We start from the raw sequence: 17,739 nt of genomic DNA on the forward strand, positions 1-17,739 counted from the left end.
CGCATGGACGCGGACGTCATCGTCATCGGCGCCGGCATCGTCGGCGCGGCGTGCGCCCATGCGCTGGCGCAGGCCGGGCGCCGCGTGTGCGTGCTCGACGCGCGCCTGGGCGGTGCCACCGGCGCGGGCATGGGCCACCTCGTGGTGATGGACGACAACGCGGCCGAGCTCGAACTCAGCCGCCACTCGGTCGCGCAATGGCGCGCCCTCGCGCCGCGCCTGGGCGCCGACTGCGCCTACAGCCCCTGCGGCACGCTCTGGATCGCGGCGAACGACGAAGAGATGGCCGAGGCCGAACGCAAGCAGCAGCGCCTGGGCGCGCTCGGCATCGAGAGCCGGCTGCTGGGCGCGGCCGAACTCGCGCGCGCCGAGCCCGCGTTGCGCCCCGGCCTGTCGGGCGCGCTCGAAGTGCCCGGCGACGGCATCCTCTATGCGCCGAACGCGGCGCGCTGGCTGCTCGCGCAGCACGCGACGTTGGTGCAGGTCGAGCACGCGAAAGTCGAGGCCCTCGAGAACGACGGCACGCTGCGCCTGGCCGACGGCAGCCGCCGCACCGCGCCGCAGGTCGTGCTCGCCAACGGCATCGAGGCGACGACGCTGTGCCCCGAGCTGCCGATCCGCCCGAAGAAGGGCCACCTGCTCATTACCGACCGCTACCCGGGCACGGTGCGCCACCAGCTCGTCGAACTCGGCTACGTGACCAGCGCGCACCACAGCGACGGCGACTCGGTCGCCTTCAACGTGCAGCCGCGGCCCACGGGGCAGCTGCTGGTGGGCTCGTCGCGCCAGTTCGACACGACCGACCTGGCCGTGGAGGCACCGATGCTCGCGCGCATGCTGCAGCGCACGCTCGACTACCTGCCGGGGCTCGCCGACCTGAACGCCGTGCGCGCGTGGACCGGCCTGCGCGCCGCCTCGCCCGACGGCCTGCCGCTGCTGGGCAGGCATCCGTGGCGCGAGAAGCTCTGGCTCGCGGTCGGGCACGAGGGGCTCGGCGTGACCACGGCGCCGGGCAGCGCGCATGTGCTCGCGGCGCTGATGACCGGCACGGCGCCCGATTTCGACGCCGCGCCGTATGCGCCGCGCGGCCTGCGGGAGAGGGCATGAGCGATCAGACCTTGCTGCACATCGATGGCCAGCCCGTGCGCGTGAAGGCCGGCAGCTCGGTCGCCGCCGCCTTGCGCATCGCCGGCGGCATGGGCGCGGCGCGCACCTCGGTCACGGGCCAGCCGCGCGCGCCGTTCTGCGGCATGGGCGTGTGCCAGGAATGCCGCGTGCAGATCGACGGGCGGCGCCGGCTCGCCTGCCAGACCGTGTGCGCCGAGGGCATGCGCGTGGAGACCACGGCATGAGCGGCGTCACGCTCGAAACCTGCGATGTGCTGGTCGTCGGCGCGGGCCCCGCGGGCATGGCCGCGGCCGTGGCGGCGGCGTCCAGCGGCGCGTCGGTCGTGGTGATCGACGACAACCCCGCACCCGGCGGACAGATCTGGCGCGACGGCCCCGGCGCATCGCTGCCACCGGCGGCACGCCAATGGCGCGAGGCGCTCGCACGCCACGCGAACATTCGCGTGCGCAGCGGCGCGCGTGTCGTCGCTGCGCCTGCTCCGCATGACTTGCTGCTCGAAGACGCCGAGGGCGCGACGCGCATGCGATGGACAAAGCTCATCCTGTGCACCGGCGCCCGCGAGCTGCTGCTGCCCTTCCCCGGCTGGACGCTGCCCGGCGTGACGGGCGCGGGCGGCCTGCAGGCACTGATCAAGGCGGGCTTGCCGGTCGAGGGCGAACGCATCGTCGTCGCAGGCAGCGGGCCCTTGCTGCTGGCCGCCGCCGCCACGGCCAAGGCGGCGGGCGCGCAGGTGCTGCGCATCGCCGAGCAGGCCTCGTTCGCCTCGGTCGCGGCCTTCGGTGCCAGCCTCGTGCGGTGGCCCGGCAAGGCCGTGCAGGCGCTCACGCTGGCCGATGCGAACTACCGCACCGCGTCGCGCATCGTCTCGGCGCAGGGCGCGACGCAGGTCGAATCGGTGCGGCTGCGCCAGGGCAGCCGCGAGGTCGAGATGGCCTGCGACCGCATCGCCTGTGGCTTCGGGCTCACGCCCAACACGCAGCTGGGCCAGCTGCTCGGCTGCGCGCTGGCAGGGCCGGGGCTCGCGGTCGATGCGCTGCAGGCCACGAGCGTCGCAGGCATCTACGCGGCCGGCGAATGCACCGGCTTCGGCGGCAGCGAGCGCGCGCTGGTGCAGGGCACCATCGCCGGCCATGCCGCCATCGGCGAGACCGCCCAGGCCCGCGCGCACGACCGCGAACGCGCCCGCTGGGACGCCTTCGCGGCCCAGCTACACCGCCGCTTCGCGCTGGCCGACGACCTCAAGGCCCTGCCCTGCCCCGACACGCTCGTGTGCCGCTGCGAGGACGTGCCCTTTGCCGCGCTCTCTGCCTGCACCGGCTGGACCGATGCCAAGCTGCACCGCCGCTGCGGCATGGGCGCCTGCCAGGGGCGCGTGTGCGGCGACGCGGCGCAGTTCCTGTTCGGCTGGACGCCGCCCGCGCCGCGCCCGCCGCTGGTGCCGGTGCGCATCGAGACACTGGCCGGGCTTGCAGCCCCCGGCGACGCCCGACAATGACGGCCACGCATCCGCACACGCACGAGCACATCCACACCCCCACCATGGCTGCCCCGAAGACCGCTCCCCGACCCCCGCCCAAGCGCCGCGCGGCCGACCTGGCCTACGACGCCATCGAGGCGCTGCTGTCCACCATGCAGCTGGAGCCCGGCAGCCAGATCGTCGAGGCCGAGCTGGCCGACCGCACGGGCCTGGGCCGCACACCGGTGCGCGAGGCGCTGATGCGCATGGTGTCGATCGGCCTCATCGTGCAGCAGCCGCGCCGCGGCCTGCTGGTGTCGACCATCGACCTGGCCGACCACCTGGACGTGATCCAGACTCGGCGCGTGCTCGAGCAGCTGATTGCCGCCTGCGCCGCGCGCCGTGCCACCGCGCCGCAGCGCCAGGCCATCGTGCGCTGCGCCGAGGCCATGGTCGAGGCCGCGGGCCGCGGCGACCTGAACGACTACATGCAGGCCGACCGCGCGCTCGACCTCGTCACGCACCAGGCGAGCCACAACGACTCGGCGGTGAAGGCGGTGGTGCCGCTGATCGTGCAGTGCCGGCGCTTCTGGTACGCCTACCAGCACGAGGGCGAGATCGTCGAGGGCGCCAACGCGCACCTCGAGCTGGCGCAGGGCATTGCCACCGGCGACGAGGCCGCGGCCATCGCGGGCGCCGAGCGGCTCATGGACTACCTCGAAGTCTTCGCCCGGAAAATCATCGACAAGTAGGCCGAAGGGCCTCGCCTGCCCCCGCCCACACCGGGGAACTACGCGTGATCTGCCGGCGCCTTCGCCGCATACTGGCCCGATGGCCGCTGCACCCCGCGCTCGACCCGAAGACTTCTTCACCCCCGACGAGTGGCAATCGCTCACCACGCGTTCGTCCTGGCGGGGCCTGTGGCTGGTGGCGCACTGCTGGGGCGTGATCGGCGCCGCGATGCTCGTGGGCATCGTGTGGCCGTGGACCATTCCGCTCATGGTGCCGATCGTCGGCACGCGCCAGCTGGGCCTGTTCATCCTCATGCACGACGCCGCGCACGCGGGGCTGCACCGCCACCGCAAGGTGAACGACTGGGTCGGCTACTGGCTGTGCTCGCCCACGTTGCGCGACTACCGGCCGTATCACCTGCAACACCACCGCTTCGTGCAGCAGACCGAAGACCCCGACCTCGTGCTGTCGGCGCCTTTCCCGATCTCGCGCGACTCGATGTGGCGCAAGGTCGTGCGCGACCTCAGCGGCCAGACCTTCTACAAGCAGCGCTTCGGCCACATCGCCGACGCCCTGCGCCAGCGTGCGCCGGGCGAATCGGCGCTGCGCGTGTTCGGGCGCGAGCTGGCAAAAGACAAGCGTTTCCTCATCGGCAACGGCCTGGGCCTGCTGGCCTTCACGCTGGCTGGTGTCTGGTGGGCCTGGGTGCTGATGTGGCTGCTGCCGATGGCGACCTGGCTGCCGCTCGTGAGCCGCGTGCGCAACATCGCCGAGCATGCGCTGGTGGCGCAGAACGAGGCCGACCCGCTGCGCCAGGCGCGCACCACGCACGCCGGCTGGCTCGAACGCATCTTCGTGGCGCCCTACTGGGTCAACTACCACTGCGAGCACCACATGTTCACCAACCTGCCCTGCTGGGCGCTGCCGAAGGCGCACCGCCTGCTGCAGCGCCAGGGCGCGACGGCGCGCATGGAAGTGCAGCCCGGCTACCTGCAGCTGCTGCGCCGCGCCGCGCCTGTGGGCTGAAACCTCAACGACTCGGTGCGGGCTGCACCGCCGCCACCGGCTGCGCACCGCGCTGCGCCTGCTGGCTCAGCCAGATGCTCGCGATCACGATGCCGATGCCCGCCATCTGCCAGCCCGAGAGGCTCTGGCCCAGCAAGGCCCAGCCCAGGATCACCGCCGTCACCGGGCTCAGGAAGGCCAGCGGCGCGATCGCCGAGGGCTCCAGCCGCGCCACGCCGCGGAACCACACGATGTAGGTGAGCGCGGCGCCGACCAGGCCGAGCCAGGCGAAGCCGACCCAGTTCATCGCCGTGAGCGCGGGCAGCGGCGGTTCCAGCCACAGCGCCACCGGCAGCAGCAGCAGGCCGCCGGCCGTCAGCTGCCAGGCCGTGAAGGTCAGCGCCGACACCGGCGGCTGCCAGCGCCGGCTGAGCACCGTGCCGAAGGCCATCGACACCGCCGCCGTGAGCGCCGCGGCGATGCCCAGCGCGTCGAGCGCGGCGTTCGGCGTGAGCACCAGCAGCGCCACCCCGCCCATGCCGATCACGGCCGCCGCCACCGACAGCGCGCGCACTGGCGCGCCCAGCAGCAGGCCGGCGAGGAACACCACGAACAGCGGCTGCACCGAGGTGATGGTGGCCGCCACGCCGCCCGGCAGCCGGTAGGCCGCCAGGAACAGCATCGCCCACAGCACCGAGAAGTTCAGCGCGCCCAGCAGCAGGATGCGCCCCCACCACGCCCGGGGCGGCAGCTGGCGCACGATGAGCATCAGCAGCAGGCCGGCCGGCAGCGCGCGCAGCAGCGCCACCGTCAGCGGGTAGTTCGCCGGCAGCAGCTCGGTGGTCACGATGTAGGTGCTGCCCCAGACCGCGGGCGCGATCGCGGTGAGCAGGAGGTCGGTGGTGCGGGAGGTCATGGCTCGAATCTACGGCGTTGACCTGTGGTTGTGAATGCTCGAATAATGAATTGATTCTTTACTGACAGTCGTTAATCGATCGCCGGCCCATGGACCATCTCACCGCCCTCAAGGTCTTTCGCACCACCGCCGCGGCGGGCAGCTTCGCCGGCGCCGCGCGGCAGCTGGGGCTGTCGGCCGCAGCGGTCAGCAAGAACATCGCCGAGCTGGAGGCGCACCTGAAGGTGCGGCTGATCAACCGCACCACGCGCAGCATGAGCCTCACCGAGGCCGGCGCGGCCTACGTGGAGCGGCTCGCGCGCATCCTCGACGACCTGGACGAGGCCGACGCCGCGCTGGCGCCCGTCGGCGCGAGCCCGGGCGGCGTGCTGCGCGTGAGCGCGCCGCTGACCTTCGCGCTGACCTGCATCTCGCCGCACATCCCCGCCTTCATGGCGCGCCACCCGAACCTGCGGCTCGAGTTGAACCTGCAGGACACCCGCATCGACCTGATCGGCGAGGGCTACGACCTCGCGATCCGCGGCAGCGACCGGCTGGAAGACTCGAGCCTGGTCGCGCGCGAGCTCATGACCATGACCCACGTGCTGTGCGGTGCGCCCGGCTACTTCGCGGCCCACGGCCGGCCCGCCGCGCCCGAAGACCTGAAGGCCCACGAGTGCGTGCAGTTCACGCTGTCGGGCCACGCGAACAAATGGACCTTCCGCCGCGCCGGGCGCAGCGTGGCGGTGCCCATCGACGGGCGCTACAAGGTCAGCTCCAGCATCGCCGTGCGCGACGCGCTGCTCGCGGGCTTCGGCCTGAGCCTGGTGCCGCGCATCTATGTCGAACAGGAGCTGGCGGCGGGCCGGCTCGAAGCCGTGCTCGAAGACTGGGAGGCCGACCGCACGCCGGTGTACGCCGTGTACCCCTCGCGTCACCTGGCGGCGAAGACGCGCGCCTTCGTCGACTTCCTGCTGGAGCGGTTCGCGGCGCGTTGAGGCGCGCGCAGGCTAGTCGCCCGCCGGCTCGGCGATCTCGGGCGCTTCCCACCCCAGCAGCTCGGCCAGCCGCTGCACGATCCAGCCGGCCTCGGGCACCGACACGCCCGATTCCGGCGTGGCCAGGCCCGCGTGGATGCGCCGCAGGATCTCGCTTTCGACCGGCACCTCGGTGTGGTGCTGGATCTGCGCATGGCCCACGAGGTGGCCGGCGAGGTCTTCGCAGATCTCGTAGCGCGCGCGCACCACGTCGATCGGCTCGCGCAGGCGCTGGCGCGCGTCGCTGTAGATCGCGAAGAACGAGGGCGGGATGTAGATCTGGTTGTCGTCGGACATGGCGGCGCGTGATGCAGGGCAGGCCCCAATGACAAAACGCGCCCGGGGGCGCGTTCGTCGTGGCTCCGAAGAAAGAGCCGCGGGGGCTGGATCAGCCGCCCTTGCTCGGGCGCTTGCCCGGGTTCTTCTTGCTGCGCGTGGCGGTGCCGCGCTCGAGGCTGATCTTCTGGCCGCCACCGTTGCGCGGCACGGTGTAGCCGGGCATGGGCGTCGGCTTCGGGCTGGCAAGACGGTCGGCTTCGGTACGGATTTTCTTGGGCATGGAAAGCTCGGATAAAAAAGATGTTCGACCCCCGATTAGGCCACATCGGCAGATTTCGTCTGCCAAGCGCCCAAACAGGAGCATGGGAGGGATGTCAGGTGGACTGCGGTGTCAGCAGGCGCACCTTGACGCTCTTGCCCTTCACGCGGCCGTTGCCGAGCTTGCGGGCGGCTTCTTCGGCAATGCCGCGGTCCACCGCGACATAGGTCGAGAACTCGTTGACGTTGATCTTGCCGACCTGGTCCTTGGTGTAGCCGCAGTCGCCGGTCAGCGCGCCCAGCACGTCGCCGGCGCGGATCTTTTCCTTGCGTCCGCCGACGATCTGCAGCGTGGCCATGGGCGGCGTGAGCGGTGCGCCCTTGGCGGGCGTGAGCTCGGCGAGCGGGTGCCATTCGGACTCGCGGCCCTGCAGCTGTTCGATCTTCCCGACGAAGCCCATCTCGTTCATGCTGGCCAGGTTCAGCGCCAGGCCTTCCGAGCCGCCCTGCTGGCCCACGCGGCCGGTGCGGCCCACGCGGTGGATGTGGATTTCGGAGTCGGGCGTCACGTCGACGTTGATCACGGCTTCGAGCTGCGCGATGTCCAGCCCGCGCGCCGCCACGTCGGTGGCCACCAGCACCGAGCAGCTGCGGTTGGCGAACTGCACCAGCACCTGGTCGCGCTCGCGCTGCTCCAGCTCGCCGAACAGCGCCATCGCGCTGAAGCCCTGCGCCTGCAGCACGTCGACGAGGTCGCGGCACTGCTGCTTGGTGTTGCAGAAGGCCAGCGTGCTCACGGGACGGAAATGGTCCAGCAGCAGGCTCACGGCGTGCAGCCGCTCGCTGTCTTTCACCTGGTACCAGCGCTGGCGGATCTTGCTGCCTTCATGCTGGGCCTGCACCGTGATCTGCTCGGGGTTCTTCATGAACTGCTGCGCGAGCTTGGCGATGCCTTCGGGGTACGTGGCCGAGAACAGCAGCGTCTGGCGTTCCTTGGGGCACTGGCGCGCCACCTTCACGATGTCGTCGAAGAAGCCCATGTCGAGCATGCGGTCGGCCTCGTCGAGCACCAGCGTGTTGAGCGCCGAGAGGTCGAGGTTCTCGCGCTCCAGGTGGTCCATGATGCGGCCCGGCGTGCCCACCACGATGTGCGCGCCGTGCTCCAGGCTGGCGATCTGCCCGCGCAGCGCGACGCCGCCGCACAGCGTGACGACCTTGATGTTTTCTTCGGCGCGCGCCAGGCGGCGGATCTCGGTCGTGACCTGGTCGGCCAGCTCGCGCGTGGGGCACAGCACCATCGCCTGGATGGCGAAGCGGCGCGGGTTCAGGTTGGACAGCAGCGCCAGCGCGAAGGCGGCGGTCTTGCCGCTGCCGGTCTTGGCCTGGGCGATCAGGTCCTTGCCCAGCAGGGCGGGCGGCAGCGCGGCGGCCTGGATGGCCGTCATCTGCGTGTAGCCGAGCTGGGTGAGGTTGGCCAGCATCTGGGGCGACAGCGCCAGCGTGGCAAAGCCGTGGGGTTCGGCCTGGAGGCCGCCGGCTGGGGAGGTGGTGGAGTTCATCGTTCGGCAGCCGGAGACAGACAGACAGGAAAACGCAAAGGGGGAAAAGTGACGGCCCGGAAAAGACAAAGGCCTTGCAGGGCCCCCTCCGGGAGGGCGCTCTGCAAGGCCGGCCGGGCGTCGCTCAGCGGCGGGGCGTGTTGTTGCCCGAGTTGGTCGGCGGGGGACCGCGGCGTTCCAGGTGACGGAACGTGATGCGGCCCTTGGTCAGGTCGTAGGGCGACAGCTCGAGCGAGACCTTGTCGCCGGCCAGGATGCGGATGTGGTGCTTGCGCATCTTGCCGCCGCTGTAGGCGATCAGCTGGTGGCCGTTGTCGAGCGTGACGCGGTAGCGCGAGTCGGGCAGGACTTCGGTCACTGCGCCGTTCATTTCGATCAGTTCTTCCTTGGGCATGTGTGATTACCTCTGAATCGTTCGATGTGTGTTGGAGATGAAGATGGGCGTGTTGGTTTCAGTCGGCCGGCGGGTCAGCCGGCGTCCAGGAATCTGTCGTTGCGGTGCGGGAAGCAGAAACCTGCCCACCGCGATGCTGTTGCGAAAGTGTCCATGAAGCCTGGGGCGCTGCGTGCCGGTGCGGGGCGCGCAATGCCGAAAAATTAGTGAGAACGGACGCGCCGCACGCGCGATTCGCTTCAACAGGAACGAAGGCAGTGGTGGCATTCATGGGCGCCCGGTCTGGCGCTCCAACACACTGTGAAAGCCGGCGTGGCCCGAGGGCTGGAAACGAGAAGCCTGATGAATCCTGGATCCCGGATTCAGATGGCAACGCAGATCGGCCGGCGGGGGTGACGAAATTCTTCGTCGTGGTATCGAAACGAACCCGACATTATAGCTTGCAGGGCATGACAGTTGCTTGTCTTAAAAACAACGTCCGCATGAAAAAGGCCCCGAAGGGCCATCCATCCTGCAAAGGTAGCTATTAAAAATATAGCAACCCGCCGCAGGGTCAGGCGCAGGCCGGTGCCGATGACGCCACAGGCGCGGCCGACCGGGCCCGCCGCGCCGCGCGCCACAGCAGCACCAGCCCCGCCAGCTGGGCGGCGGCGCCCACCCAGCCCACCGCGCTCACGCCGAACCACGCGATCGTCGCGCCGCCCAGCCCCGAGCCCGCCGCGATGCCCAGGTAGACCGCCGAGGCGTTGAGCGACAGCGTCATCGGTGCGCGCTCGGGCGCCAGACGGATCAGCCGCACCGCCTGCGCCGGGCCGAAGCCCCAGCCGGCGAAGCCCCACAGTGCCGACAGGCCCACGATCAGCGGCAGCGCCAGCCCGCGCGGCAGCATCTGCGCGGCGAACGAGAGCCCGCCCATGATCACCACCAGCGCCAGCGCGAAGCCCCGCGCCATGCGGTCGGCGCCGAAGCGGTCGGTGGCCCAGCCGCCGGTCGCGGTGCCCAGCGCGGCGGCCACGCCGATCGCGAAGAACACCGCGCCCACGCCCTCGGCCCCGAAGCCCAGCGTGTGGCCGAGGAACAGCGCGATGTAGGTGTAGAAGCTGAAGCCGCCCGTGGCCCACAGCACGGTGGCCAGCAGCGCCGGCGCCACGCCGGGTTCGCGCGCCACGGCGAAGGCCGAGGTGCGCGGGGCCGCGTCAGTGGGGGCCTGCACCAGCGTGCGCGGCAGCCCCACGAACAGGCCCCAGGTGGCCAGTGCCGCCACCGCGGCGATCAGCAGGTAGGCCGTGCGCCAGCCGCCCCAGCCCGCGATCCAGGCGCCCAGCGGCACGCCGAGCGCCACCGCCACGGTGCCGCCGCCGGTCACGATGGCCAGCGCCCGGCCGCGCAGCGCGGGCGACACCATCGCCGCCGCCACCGCGCTGGCCGTCGGCAGGAACACGCCCGCCACCAGCCCGAGCGCGACGCGCGCCAGGGCCAGCTGTGCGATGCCGTGCGCCATCGAAGCCGCCGCCGTGAGGCCCGCGAACGTCGCGAGGCTGGCGATGAGCAGCGGGCGGCGCCCGAAGCGCGCGAGCAGCGCGGCCATCAGCGGCGAGCCGATCGCATAGCTCAGCGCGAACAGCAGCACCAGCTGGCCGGCCCGCGCGGCGCTGACCTGCAGGTCGGCCGCCAGCACCGGCAGCAGGCCGGCGACCATGAAGCTTTCGGTGCCGATGGCGAAGGCGCCCAGCGCGAGCCAGGCCAGGCCCAGGGGCAGGCGTTCGGCGGGCGGTTGCTGCGGGGTTTCAGGAGCGGTGTGCATGGTGAAGGACTCCATGGGTGGGTGTTCCAAGGCCTTCAGAATAGGATTGCAGGCGGCTCTTCAAAAGAACCACAATCGGCAAAGATCATGGAGCCACTTTTCGAGCTTGCCCTGCGCCTGCCGGCCGCCGGTTCGCGCGACCTGCTGCGCGCGCTGCACCGCCAGCTGCGCGACGCCATCCTCGACGGCCGGCTGCAGCCCGGCGCGCGCCTGCCCGCCACGCGCGCGCTGGCGCAGCGGCTGGGCGTGTCGCGCAACACCATGCTGGCGGCCTACGACCTGCTGCTGAGCGAGGGCTACCTGCTGGCGCGCCCGGGCTCCGGCACCTACGTGGCCGACACGCTGCCGGCGTTGCGGCGCGGCCGGGCCGCGCCGAAAGAGGCGGGCGCCGCGCCCCGGCGCGATCCGCGGCTGGTGCCGCTGAACGTGCCCGGCGCCGACCTCGCCCCCACGCTGCAGCCGCGGGCCGCGCGCGACGACTTCCGCGTCGGCCTGCCCGATGTCGGCGCCTTTCCGTTCGACATCTGGCGCCGCCTGTCCGACCGCGCGCTGCGCCGCGTGGCGCGCCAGACCGCCGACTACGCCGACCCGCAGGGCCAGGGCGCCTTGCGCGAGGCGATCGCGGCGCACGTGTCGTTCACGCGCGCGGTCGGCTGCACGGCCGACGACATCGTGGTCACGGCCGGCGCGCAGCAGGCCTTCGGGCTGCTCGCGCGCATCCTGGTGGTGCCGGGGCGCACGGTGGTGGCGGTCGAGCAGCTGTTCTATCCCTCGCTGCGCGAGGCCATGCTGGCCGCGGGCGCGAAGGTGGTCACGGTGCCGACCGACGACGAAGGCCTGTGCGTGGACCGCATCCCGCCCGAGGCGCGCGTGGTCTGCGTGACGCCTTCGCACCAGTTCCCCACCGGCGTGGCCATGTCGCCGCCGCGCCGGGCCGCCCTGCTGGCCTTTGCGCGGGCGCGCAACGCCGTGCTCATCGAGGACGACTACGACAGCGAGTTCCGCTTTGCCGGCCGCCCGCTCGACGCGCTGCAGACGCTCGACCGCGCCGGCTCGGTGTTCTACGTCGGCACCTTTTCCAAGAGCCTGTTCCCCGCGCTGCGCCTGGGCTTCGTGGTGGCGCCGCCCTGGGCCCGCGCGGCGCTGGTGCGGGCGCGCGAGCTGGCCGACTGGCACGGCCCGGTGCTCGGGCAGGAAGCGCTCGCGGCCTTCATCGCCGAAGGGCACCTGGCGCGCCACATCCGCCGCATGCGCAAGCTGTACGGCGCACGGCGCAGCGCCCTGCTCGACGCGCTGGCGCGCCACGGCGCGGGCCGGCTGGAGGCGATTCCGTCCGACGCCGGCCTGCACCTGTCGGCCTGGCTGCACGGCGGCGCGCGGGACCACGTGGTGGTCGAACGCGCCGCGGCGGCCGGCATCACCTTGCCGCCGCTGTCGCGCTTCGCGCCCGATCCGCAGGCGCCCGACGCACCCAACGGGCTGGCCTTCGGCTTCGGCCTGATCGCCGAGTCGCAGATCGACGGCGCCATCCGGCGGCTGGTGCGCCTGCTGTAGCGGCGGCGCCCTCAGGCGCTGTCCAGCGGCAGCCGCGTCGTGAACTTGGTGGTCGACAGCACGATGTCGCTCGAGTAGTTCTCCAGCTCCAGCGCGTCGCCCAGCTGCTCCTGCGCGAAGGCCTGGTAGTCGGGCAGCGAGCGCGCGCAGATCACGAGCACGAAGTCGGTCTCGCCGGCCACGCAGTGGCATTGCAGCACCTGCGGCAGCGCATGCACCTTGCGCTCGAAGGCCCCGATCGCCTCGCGCGTGGTGCTGCGCAGCGACACGCGCGAGATCACCAGCACCGGAAAGCCCACGCGCGCGGCATCGAGGATCGCCACCTCCTCGCGGATCACGCCCGCGCGCCGCAGCCGCTGCACGCGCTTGAGGCAGGCCGAGGGCGAGAGGTTCACGCGCTCGGCCAGCGTCTGGTTCTGCAGGCCCGCGTCGGCCTGCAGTTCGGCCAGGATGCACTGGTCGATGCGATCGAGGGTGCCGGTTTTCATGGTGCCGCCAGTGTGGCGCAAGGTGCGCGCAATCGGCTTCGTTTTCGGGCCCGCACAACGACACCGGATTTCGCGGCCGATGGCTACGCTGGGGCTCCCCCGACGAACAAGGAGCATCCGATGGCCGAAGGCGCAACCTACGACCCTGTGGTCAGCAAGCACCTCGTGCGCTACGGCATGGGGCTGAGCCCGCATGTCATCGTCAAGGCGCGCGGCGCCACGCTGTGGGACCAGCACGGGCGCGAGATCCTCGACTTCACCTCGGGCCAGATGTGCGCCACCATCGGCCACAACCACCCGCGCATCGTCGCGGCCATCGAGAAGGCCTGCGAAGGCGCGCTGCACCTGTACAGCGGCTTCGTCGGGCCGGCCGTGCCGGCGCTGGCCGGGCGGCTGGCGGCGATGCTGCCGCCGTCGCTGTCGAAATCGCTGTTTTTGTCCACCGGCGGCGAGGCCAACGAGGCCGCCGCGCGCATGGCCCGCGTGACCACCGGCCGCTACGAGATCGTGGGCCTGAACGGCGGCTGGCACGGCGTGAACGGCGGCATGGCCGCACTCACCTTCGCCGGCCGGCACCACGTCGACTACGGGCCGCGCAAGCCCGGCACCATGTCGATCCCCGCGCCGAACTGCTACCGCTGCCCCATCCGCCATTGCCGCGATACCTGCGACACCACCTGCCTCGACGTCGGCTTCGACATGGTCGATGCGCAGTCCAGCGGCTCGCTCGCGGCCTTCATCGCCGAGCCGGTGCTGAGCTCGGGCGGCGTGATCGTGCCGCCCGCCGGCTACTTCCCGAAGCTGCAGGCCAAGTGCCGCGAGCGCGGCATGCTGCTGATCCTGGACGAAGCGCAGACCGCCTTCGGCCGCCTGGGCAGCAACTTCGCGTTCGAGCAGGCGGGCGTGGTGCCCGACTTCCTCACCGTCTCGAAGACGCTGGGCGGCGGCCTGGCGATCGGCGCCACAGTCACCAGCGAAGCGATCGAACAAGATTGCCACGAGAAGGGCTTCGTGCACGTCACCTCGCACGTGTCCGACCCGCTGCCGGCCGAGGTCGGGCTGGCGGTGCTCGACGTGCTCGAGGAAGAAGGGCTCAACCAGCGCGCCGCCGCCATGGGCGAGCGGCTGAGCCGGGGCCTGGCCACGCTGAAGGCGCGGCACGAGGTGATCGGCGACGTGCGCGGCCACGGCCTGCTGCAGGGCGTGGAGCTGGTGAAAGACCGCGAGACCCGCGAACCCGACGCCGAGCGCGGCCGCGCCATCACCGACGCCTGCATGGCGCGCGGCCTGAGCATGAACATCGTGGCCGTCGGCGGCATGGCGGCCGTGTGGCGCATCGCGCCGCCGCTGAACGTGAAGCCGGAAGAAATCGACCGCGGCCTGGAAATACTCGACGACGCGATCCGCTCGACGAGTTAGCCGATTCCCAACATCCGTCGGTTCGCCGCCACGTCCGCCCCGCCCGCCGCGAAGTCGTCGAAGGCGCGGTCGGCCACGCGGATGATGTGGTCGCGGATGAAGGTGGCGCCTTCGCGCGCGCCGTCTTCCGGGTGCTTGATGCAGCACTCCCATTCGAGCACCGCCCAGCCCGGAAAGTCGTACTGCGCCATCTTCGAGAAGATGGCCTTGAAGTCGACCTGCCCGTCGCCCAGCGAGCGGAAGCGCCCGGCGCGGTTGATCCAGCTCTGGAAGCCGCCGTACACGCCCTGCTTGCCGGTCGGGTTGAACTCGGCGTCCTTCACGTGCAAGAGCTTGATGCGCTCGTGGTAGTGGTCGATGTAGGCCAGGTAGTCCAGCTGCTGCAGCACGAAGTGGCTCGGGTCGTACAGCAGGCAGGCGCGCGGGTGGTTGCCCACGCGTTCCAGGAACATCTCGTAGCTCACGCCGTCGTGCAGGTCTTCGCCGGGGTGGATCTCGTAGCCCACGTCGACGCCCACGGCGTCGAAGGCATCGAGGATCGGGCGCCAGCGGCGCGCCAGTTCGTCGAAGGCCTCCTCGATGAGGCCGGCCGGGCGCGGCGGCCACGAATACAGGTACGGCCAGGCCAGCGCGCCCGAGAAGGTCGCGTGCGCCGTGAGCCCGAGATTGGCCGAGGCCTTGGCCGCGTGGTGCAGCTGCTGCACCGCCCACTGCTGGCGCGCGACGGGGTTGCCGCGCACCTCGGGCGCCGCAAAGCCGTCGAAGCCCGCGTCGTAGGCCGGGTGCACCGCCACCAGCTGGCCCTGCAGGTGGGTCGAAAGCTCGGTGATCTCCAGGCCGTGGCCCGCAAGCGTGCCCTTGATCTCGTCGCAGTAGGTCTTGCTCTCGGCGGCGCGCTTCAGGTCGATGAGGCGCGTGTCCCAGCTGGGGATCTGCACGCCCTTGTAGCCGAGGCCCGCGGCCCATCCGGCGATGGCGTCGAGCGAGTGGAACGGGGCCGTGTCGCCCGCGAACTGGGCCAGGAAAATGCCCGGCCCCTTGATCGTCTTCATGCGTGTCTCCTGATGCGCCGCACAGCATACTTCGGGGGTTCGGCTGACACACGACCGAAGTTCGATGGGCGCACAATGAACTTTGTCCACAGGGAACCCATCGACATGTCTCAGCCTGTCGCCGCCCGGCTCAAGATCGGCTTGTCCGCCTGCTTCTCGCACGCCGACCCGGCCCGCTCGCTTTTCACGAACAAGACGCTGCAGTACGTCGAACAATCGATCGCCCACTGGCTCATGTCGGCCGGCGCGATGGTGGTGATGGTGCCCTGCCCCACGGGCGAGACGGCGCGCGGCGACACCAAGCTGTCGCACTACGCCGAGTGGCTCGACGGCGTGGTGATGCACGGCGGCGCCGACGTGTGGCCCGGCAGCTACGGCGAGGAGCCGCTGAAAGACGCCTGGATCGGCGACCAGATCCGCGACCTGTACGACCTGGCGCTGGTCGAGGCCTTCGAGCAGGCCGGCAAGCCGATCTTCGGCGTGTGCCGGGGCCTGCAGCTGATCAACGTGGCCTTCGGCGGCACGCTCTACCAGGACATCGAGGAACAGCACGGCCACCCCGAGACGGTGCGCCACCGCGACCCGGTGACCTACGACCAGAACTTCCACCAGATCGAGATCGTCGAAGGCACGCGCCTGGCGAAGCTGTACCCCGAGGTGCGCACGGCGCGCGTCAACAGCATCCACCACCAGGGCATCAAGGGGCTCGCGCCCGGCTTCGAGATCGAGGCCTGGAGTCTGCCCGACCGCGTGCCCGAGGCGATCCGCCGCCGGCCCGAGAAGGGGCGCGGCTACATCGCGGCGACCCAGTGGCACCCCGAGTTTCACAAGTACGGCAGCACCGAGACCGTGGACGACACGCCGATCCTGCACGACTTCCTGTGGGCCTGCGCCACCGCCCGCGTGGCGCCGCGCACCAGCATGCGCGAGATGCAGGGGCGCATTCGCAACCGGGCGGCGCGATTGCTGCGGCAGGCGCTGCTGCGGCGCTGAGTGTTGCTGTTCGGGGCGCGTGCACAGGCCACCGGGTACTTCCCTCCGCGAATGTCCCCCGGCCTTCGGCCTCCTCCTTGATTTCGCTGCGGGAAGCACCCAGTGTCCTGCGCCCGCTGAGCGCTGTCGTTGTGCCGGCCGATCAACGGCCGCACTGTCCAACGCTCAGCCCGCGTCGCGCAGCAGGTGCTTGAGCAGCTTGCCCGTCGCCGTGCGCGGCAGGCTCTCGCGCACTTCGAAGATGCGCGGGATCTTGTAGCGCGCCAGCCGGTCCTCGAGAAAACGCACCAGCTCGCGCGCCTCGAGTGCGCGCCCGCCGCGCGCCACCAGCACCGCCGTCACGGTCTCGCCCCACTCGGGGTGCGGGCGGCCGATGACGGCCACGTCCTGCACGTCGGGGTGGGCGCCCAGCGCGTCTTCCACCTCCTTCGAATAGACGTTCTCGCCGCCCGTGATGATCATGTCGCGCAGCCGGTCGACGATGAACAGGAAGCCGTCCTCGTCCACCCGCGCGAGGTCGCCCGTGCGGTACCAGCCTTGCGCGTCGAAGGCCTCGGCGCTCGCCTGCGGGTTGTCGAGGTAGCCCTGCATCACGGCCGGCGAACGCAGGTGGATCTCGCCGACCTCGCCGGCGCCGCAGCGCCGGCCGTCGGGATGGCGCACTTCGATCGCCACGCCGGGCACGCCCGCGCGGCCGATCGAGCCGGCCTTGGCGATCGCGTCTTCCGGGTAGAGCACCGTGCCCAGCGGGCCCGATTCGGTCATGCCGTAGACCTGCACGAAGCGGTCGCTGCGGTAGCTGTCGGCCAGCTTGCGCGCCATGTCGGCGCCGAGCGGGCCGCCGCCGTAGGCCCACAGACGCATCGCGCTGAAGTCGTATTTCTGTACATCGGGCACCACCGACAGCGGCGCCAGGAAGGCGATGGGCGCGCCGAAGGTGAAGGTGATGCGCTCCTCGGCCAGCGTGTCGAGAAAGGCCTTGGGCGCGTACTCGCGCAGCAGCACCACGGTGCCGCCCATGAGCAGTGTGCCCAGGAGCCAGTTGTTGAGCGGCGACGAATGCCACACCGGCATCGCGACCAGCGTGCGCTCGTTGCGCGACAGCGACATGCCCGCCGCCGTGCACACCGCCGCCATGAACACGTTGCGGTGGCTGTGCAGGCAGCCCTTGGGCTTGCCCGTGGTGCCCGAGGTGTAGAGCACCTGGGCCAGCGTGTCGGTGCCGGGCGCCGGGGCGTCGTCGCCGATCGGCGCGGCCTGCGCCATCAGCGCGTCGAACATCGGCAGGCCGTCGGCGGCGCTGTCGGTCGCGAGCCAGTCGCAGCGGTGCGCGATGCGCGCGGCGACCTGCGTGGCGAGCGAGCCGTCGGCCACGCACAGGCGCACGCCGGCATGGGCCAGCACGTAGTCGATCTCCGGCGCCTGCAGCTTGTGGTTGACCGGCACCACGGCCGCGCCGAGGCGCCAGGCGCCGAACATCGCGGCGACGAAGCCGACCGTGTTGAAGCACAGCAGCGCGACCTTGTCGCCAGGGCCCACGCCCTGGCCGCGCAACACGGTGGCGGCGCGGCGCGAGAGGTCGGCGAACTCGGCGTAGGTCCACGCGCGGCCCGCGGCGCGCAGGCATTCGTGGGTGGGCTGGGTGCGGGCGTGCTGGTCGAGCAGGGAAACGAAATCCATCCGGGT

18 protein-coding genes are annotated in these 17,739 nt (G+C 71.3%); 9 read left to right on the forward strand and 9 right to left on the reverse strand.

What is annotated here, in order from left to right:
* The first annotated feature begins 3 nt into the window (after window positions 1-3).
* The 5 genes from AC07SQ_RS20210 (at window position 4) to AC07SQ_RS20230 (ending at window position 4,342) form a co-directional block, all read left to right on the forward strand.
* Window positions 4-1,107 carry an NAD(P)/FAD-dependent oxidoreductase gene (locus AC07SQ_RS20210; RefSeq protein WP_495272649.1) on the forward strand — a complete coding sequence of 368 codons (1,104 nt, stop codon included), beginning with the start codon at window positions 4-6 and terminating at the stop codon, window positions 1,105-1,107.
* Complete coding sequence (locus AC07SQ_RS20215) at window positions 1,104-1,352, forward strand: (2Fe-2S)-binding protein (RefSeq protein ID WP_139702916.1); 249 nt, start codon at window positions 1,104-1,106, stop codon at window positions 1,350-1,352. The genes AC07SQ_RS20210 and AC07SQ_RS20215 overlap by 4 nt, the downstream gene beginning before the upstream one ends.
* Window positions 1,349-2,623 (forward strand): FAD-dependent oxidoreductase, encoded by a 1,275-nt coding sequence (locus tag AC07SQ_RS20220; RefSeq protein WP_495272650.1) that lies wholly within the window; start codon window positions 1,349-1,351, stop codon window positions 2,621-2,623. Before AC07SQ_RS20215 ends, AC07SQ_RS20220 begins: the two co-directional genes overlap by 4 nt.
* A 44-nt stretch (window positions 2,624-2,667) precedes the next feature.
* A complete protein-coding gene (locus tag AC07SQ_RS20225) occupies window positions 2,668-3,336 on the forward strand; it encodes a GntR family transcriptional regulator (RefSeq protein WP_495272651.1) in 669 nt (222 codons plus the stop codon).
* 79 nt (window positions 3,337-3,415) lie between these two features.
* A complete protein-coding gene (locus AC07SQ_RS20230; protein WP_495272652.1) occupies window positions 3,416-4,342 on the forward strand; it encodes a fatty acid desaturase family protein in 927 nt (308 codons plus the stop codon).
* A 4-nt stretch (window positions 4,343-4,346) separates the two neighbouring features.
* Here AC07SQ_RS20230 and AC07SQ_RS20235 read toward each other — a convergent pair whose 3' ends face one another.
* Window positions 4,347-5,237 carry an EamA family transporter gene (locus AC07SQ_RS20235; RefSeq protein WP_495272653.1) on the reverse strand — a complete coding sequence of 297 codons (891 nt, stop codon included), beginning with the start codon at window positions 5,235-5,237 and terminating at the stop codon, window positions 4,347-4,349.
* A gap of 89 nt (window positions 5,238-5,326) precedes the next feature.
* Between AC07SQ_RS20235 and AC07SQ_RS20240 the strand changes: the two genes are divergently transcribed.
* Entirely contained in the window at window positions 5,327-6,214 is an 888-nt protein-coding gene (locus tag AC07SQ_RS20240; RefSeq protein ID WP_495272654.1) for a LysR family transcriptional regulator, read from the forward strand.
* Between the two features lie 12 nt (window positions 6,215-6,226).
* On the opposite strand, the gene AC07SQ_RS20245 is transcribed toward AC07SQ_RS20240, so the two are convergent.
* The 5 genes from AC07SQ_RS20245 to AC07SQ_RS20265 all read right to left on the reverse strand — a co-directional run bounded on the left by AC07SQ_RS20245 (window position 6,227) and on the right by AC07SQ_RS20265 (window position 10,547).
* Window positions 6,227-6,550, reverse strand: a complete 324-nt coding sequence (locus tag AC07SQ_RS20245; protein WP_495272655.1) for a hypothetical protein — start codon at window positions 6,548-6,550, stop codon at window positions 6,227-6,229.
* Between the two features lie 91 nt (window positions 6,551-6,641).
* Window positions 6,642-6,812 (reverse strand): hypothetical protein, encoded by a 171-nt coding sequence (locus AC07SQ_RS20250; RefSeq protein ID WP_167395080.1) that lies wholly within the window; start codon window positions 6,810-6,812, stop codon window positions 6,642-6,644.
* A 94-nt stretch (window positions 6,813-6,906) separates the two neighbouring features.
* Window positions 6,907-8,349, reverse strand: a complete 1,443-nt coding sequence (gene dbpA / locus AC07SQ_RS20255; protein ID WP_062482564.1) for an ATP-dependent RNA helicase DbpA — start codon at window positions 8,347-8,349, stop codon at window positions 6,907-6,909.
* A 124-nt stretch (window positions 8,350-8,473) separates the two neighbouring features.
* Complete coding sequence (gene infA, locus AC07SQ_RS20260) at window positions 8,474-8,743, reverse strand: translation initiation factor IF-1 (protein ID WP_062482563.1); 270 nt, start codon at window positions 8,741-8,743, stop codon at window positions 8,474-8,476.
* 553 nt (window positions 8,744-9,296) lie between these two features.
* Complete coding sequence (locus tag AC07SQ_RS20265) at window positions 9,297-10,547, reverse strand: MFS transporter (RefSeq protein WP_495272656.1); 1,251 nt, start codon at window positions 10,545-10,547, stop codon at window positions 9,297-9,299.
* Window positions 10,548-10,634: 87 nt separating this feature from the next.
* Here AC07SQ_RS20265 and pdxR point away from each other — a divergent pair, with 87 nt between their 5' ends.
* Window positions 10,635-12,101 carry a MocR-like pyridoxine biosynthesis transcription factor PdxR gene (gene pdxR / locus AC07SQ_RS20270; protein WP_495272657.1) on the forward strand — a complete coding sequence of 489 codons (1,467 nt, stop codon included), beginning with the start codon at window positions 10,635-10,637 and terminating at the stop codon, window positions 12,099-12,101.
* Between the two features lie 11 nt (window positions 12,102-12,112).
* On the opposite strand, the gene AC07SQ_RS20275 is transcribed toward pdxR, so the two are convergent.
* On the reverse strand, window positions 12,113-12,589 hold the full coding sequence (locus AC07SQ_RS20275; protein WP_159274176.1) for an Lrp/AsnC family transcriptional regulator: 477 nt from the start codon (window positions 12,587-12,589) through the stop codon (window positions 12,113-12,115).
* 120 nt (window positions 12,590-12,709) lie between these two features.
* Between AC07SQ_RS20275 and AC07SQ_RS20280 the strand changes: the two genes are divergently transcribed.
* Complete coding sequence (locus AC07SQ_RS20280; protein WP_495272658.1) at window positions 12,710-14,008, forward strand: aspartate aminotransferase family protein; 1,299 nt, start codon at window positions 12,710-12,712, stop codon at window positions 14,006-14,008.
* Here the strand turns inward: AC07SQ_RS20280 and AC07SQ_RS20285 are convergent.
* On the reverse strand, window positions 14,005-15,060 hold the full coding sequence (locus AC07SQ_RS20285; protein WP_495272659.1) for a sugar phosphate isomerase/epimerase family protein: 1,056 nt from the start codon (window positions 15,058-15,060) through the stop codon (window positions 14,005-14,007). The two genes, AC07SQ_RS20280 and AC07SQ_RS20285, sit on opposite strands and share 4 nt — an antisense overlap.
* 105 nt (window positions 15,061-15,165) lie before the next feature.
* Here AC07SQ_RS20285 and AC07SQ_RS20290 point away from each other — a divergent pair, with 105 nt between their 5' ends.
* A complete protein-coding gene (locus AC07SQ_RS20290; RefSeq protein WP_062480404.1) occupies window positions 15,166-16,053 on the forward strand; it encodes a gamma-glutamyl-gamma-aminobutyrate hydrolase family protein in 888 nt (295 codons plus the stop codon).
* A gap of 165 nt (window positions 16,054-16,218) precedes the next feature.
* On the opposite strand, the gene AC07SQ_RS20295 is transcribed toward AC07SQ_RS20290, so the two are convergent.
* Window positions 16,219-17,733, reverse strand: a complete 1,515-nt coding sequence (locus AC07SQ_RS20295) for a class I adenylate-forming enzyme family protein (protein ID WP_495272660.1) — start codon at window positions 17,731-17,733, stop codon at window positions 16,219-16,221.
* Between the last annotated feature and the right edge of the window lie 6 nt (window positions 17,734-17,739).

The organism is Variovorax sp. GW821-FHT06D12 (assembly GCF_059419205.1).

What these genes read in the sequence shown, in the direction of transcription:
- AC07SQ_RS20210 (WP_495272649.1), top strand. Translation starts at nt 4, where the DNA reads ATGGACGCGGACGTCATCGTCATCGGCGCCGGCATCGTCGGCGCGGCG.
- AC07SQ_RS20215 (WP_139702916.1), top strand. Translation starts at nt 1,104, where the DNA reads ATGAGCGATCAGACCTTGCTGCACATCGATGGCCAGCCCGTGCGCGTG.
- AC07SQ_RS20220 (WP_495272650.1), top strand. Translation starts at nt 1,349, where the DNA reads ATGAGCGGCGTCACGCTCGAAACCTGCGATGTGCTGGTCGTCGGCGCG.
- AC07SQ_RS20225 (WP_495272651.1), top strand. Translation starts at nt 2,668, where the DNA reads ATGGCTGCCCCGAAGACCGCTCCCCGACCCCCGCCCAAGCGCCGCGCG.
- AC07SQ_RS20230 (WP_495272652.1), top strand. Translation starts at nt 3,416, where the DNA reads ATGGCCGCTGCACCCCGCGCTCGACCCGAAGACTTCTTCACCCCCGAC.
- AC07SQ_RS20235 (WP_495272653.1), bottom strand. Translation starts at nt 5,237, where the DNA reads ATGACCTCCCGCACCACCGACCTCCTGCTCACCGCGATCGCGCCCGCG.
- AC07SQ_RS20240 (WP_495272654.1), top strand. Translation starts at nt 5,327, where the DNA reads ATGGACCATCTCACCGCCCTCAAGGTCTTTCGCACCACCGCCGCGGCG.
- AC07SQ_RS20245 (WP_495272655.1), bottom strand. Translation starts at nt 6,550, where the DNA reads ATGTCCGACGACAACCAGATCTACATCCCGCCCTCGTTCTTCGCGATC.
- AC07SQ_RS20250 (WP_167395080.1), bottom strand. Translation starts at nt 6,812, where the DNA reads ATGCCCAAGAAAATCCGTACCGAAGCCGACCGTCTTGCCAGCCCGAAG.
- dbpA (WP_062482564.1), bottom strand. Translation starts at nt 8,349, where the DNA reads ATGAACTCCACCACCTCCCCAGCCGGCGGCCTCCAGGCCGAACCCCAC.
- infA (WP_062482563.1), bottom strand. Translation starts at nt 8,743, where the DNA reads ATGCCCAAGGAAGAACTGATCGAAATGAACGGCGCAGTGACCGAAGTC.
- AC07SQ_RS20265 (WP_495272656.1), bottom strand. Translation starts at nt 10,547, where the DNA reads ATGCACACCGCTCCTGAAACCCCGCAGCAACCGCCCGCCGAACGCCTG.
- pdxR (WP_495272657.1), top strand. Translation starts at nt 10,635, where the DNA reads ATGGAGCCACTTTTCGAGCTTGCCCTGCGCCTGCCGGCCGCCGGTTCG.
- AC07SQ_RS20275 (WP_159274176.1), bottom strand. Translation starts at nt 12,589, where the DNA reads ATGAAAACCGGCACCCTCGATCGCATCGACCAGTGCATCCTGGCCGAA.
- AC07SQ_RS20280 (WP_495272658.1), top strand. Translation starts at nt 12,710, where the DNA reads ATGGCCGAAGGCGCAACCTACGACCCTGTGGTCAGCAAGCACCTCGTG.
- AC07SQ_RS20285 (WP_495272659.1), bottom strand. Translation starts at nt 15,060, where the DNA reads ATGAAGACGATCAAGGGGCCGGGCATTTTCCTGGCCCAGTTCGCGGGC.
- AC07SQ_RS20290 (WP_062480404.1), top strand. Translation starts at nt 15,166, where the DNA reads ATGTCTCAGCCTGTCGCCGCCCGGCTCAAGATCGGCTTGTCCGCCTGC.
- AC07SQ_RS20295 (WP_495272660.1), bottom strand. Translation starts at nt 17,733, where the DNA reads ATGGATTTCGTTTCCCTGCTCGACCAGCACGCCCGCACCCAGCCCACC.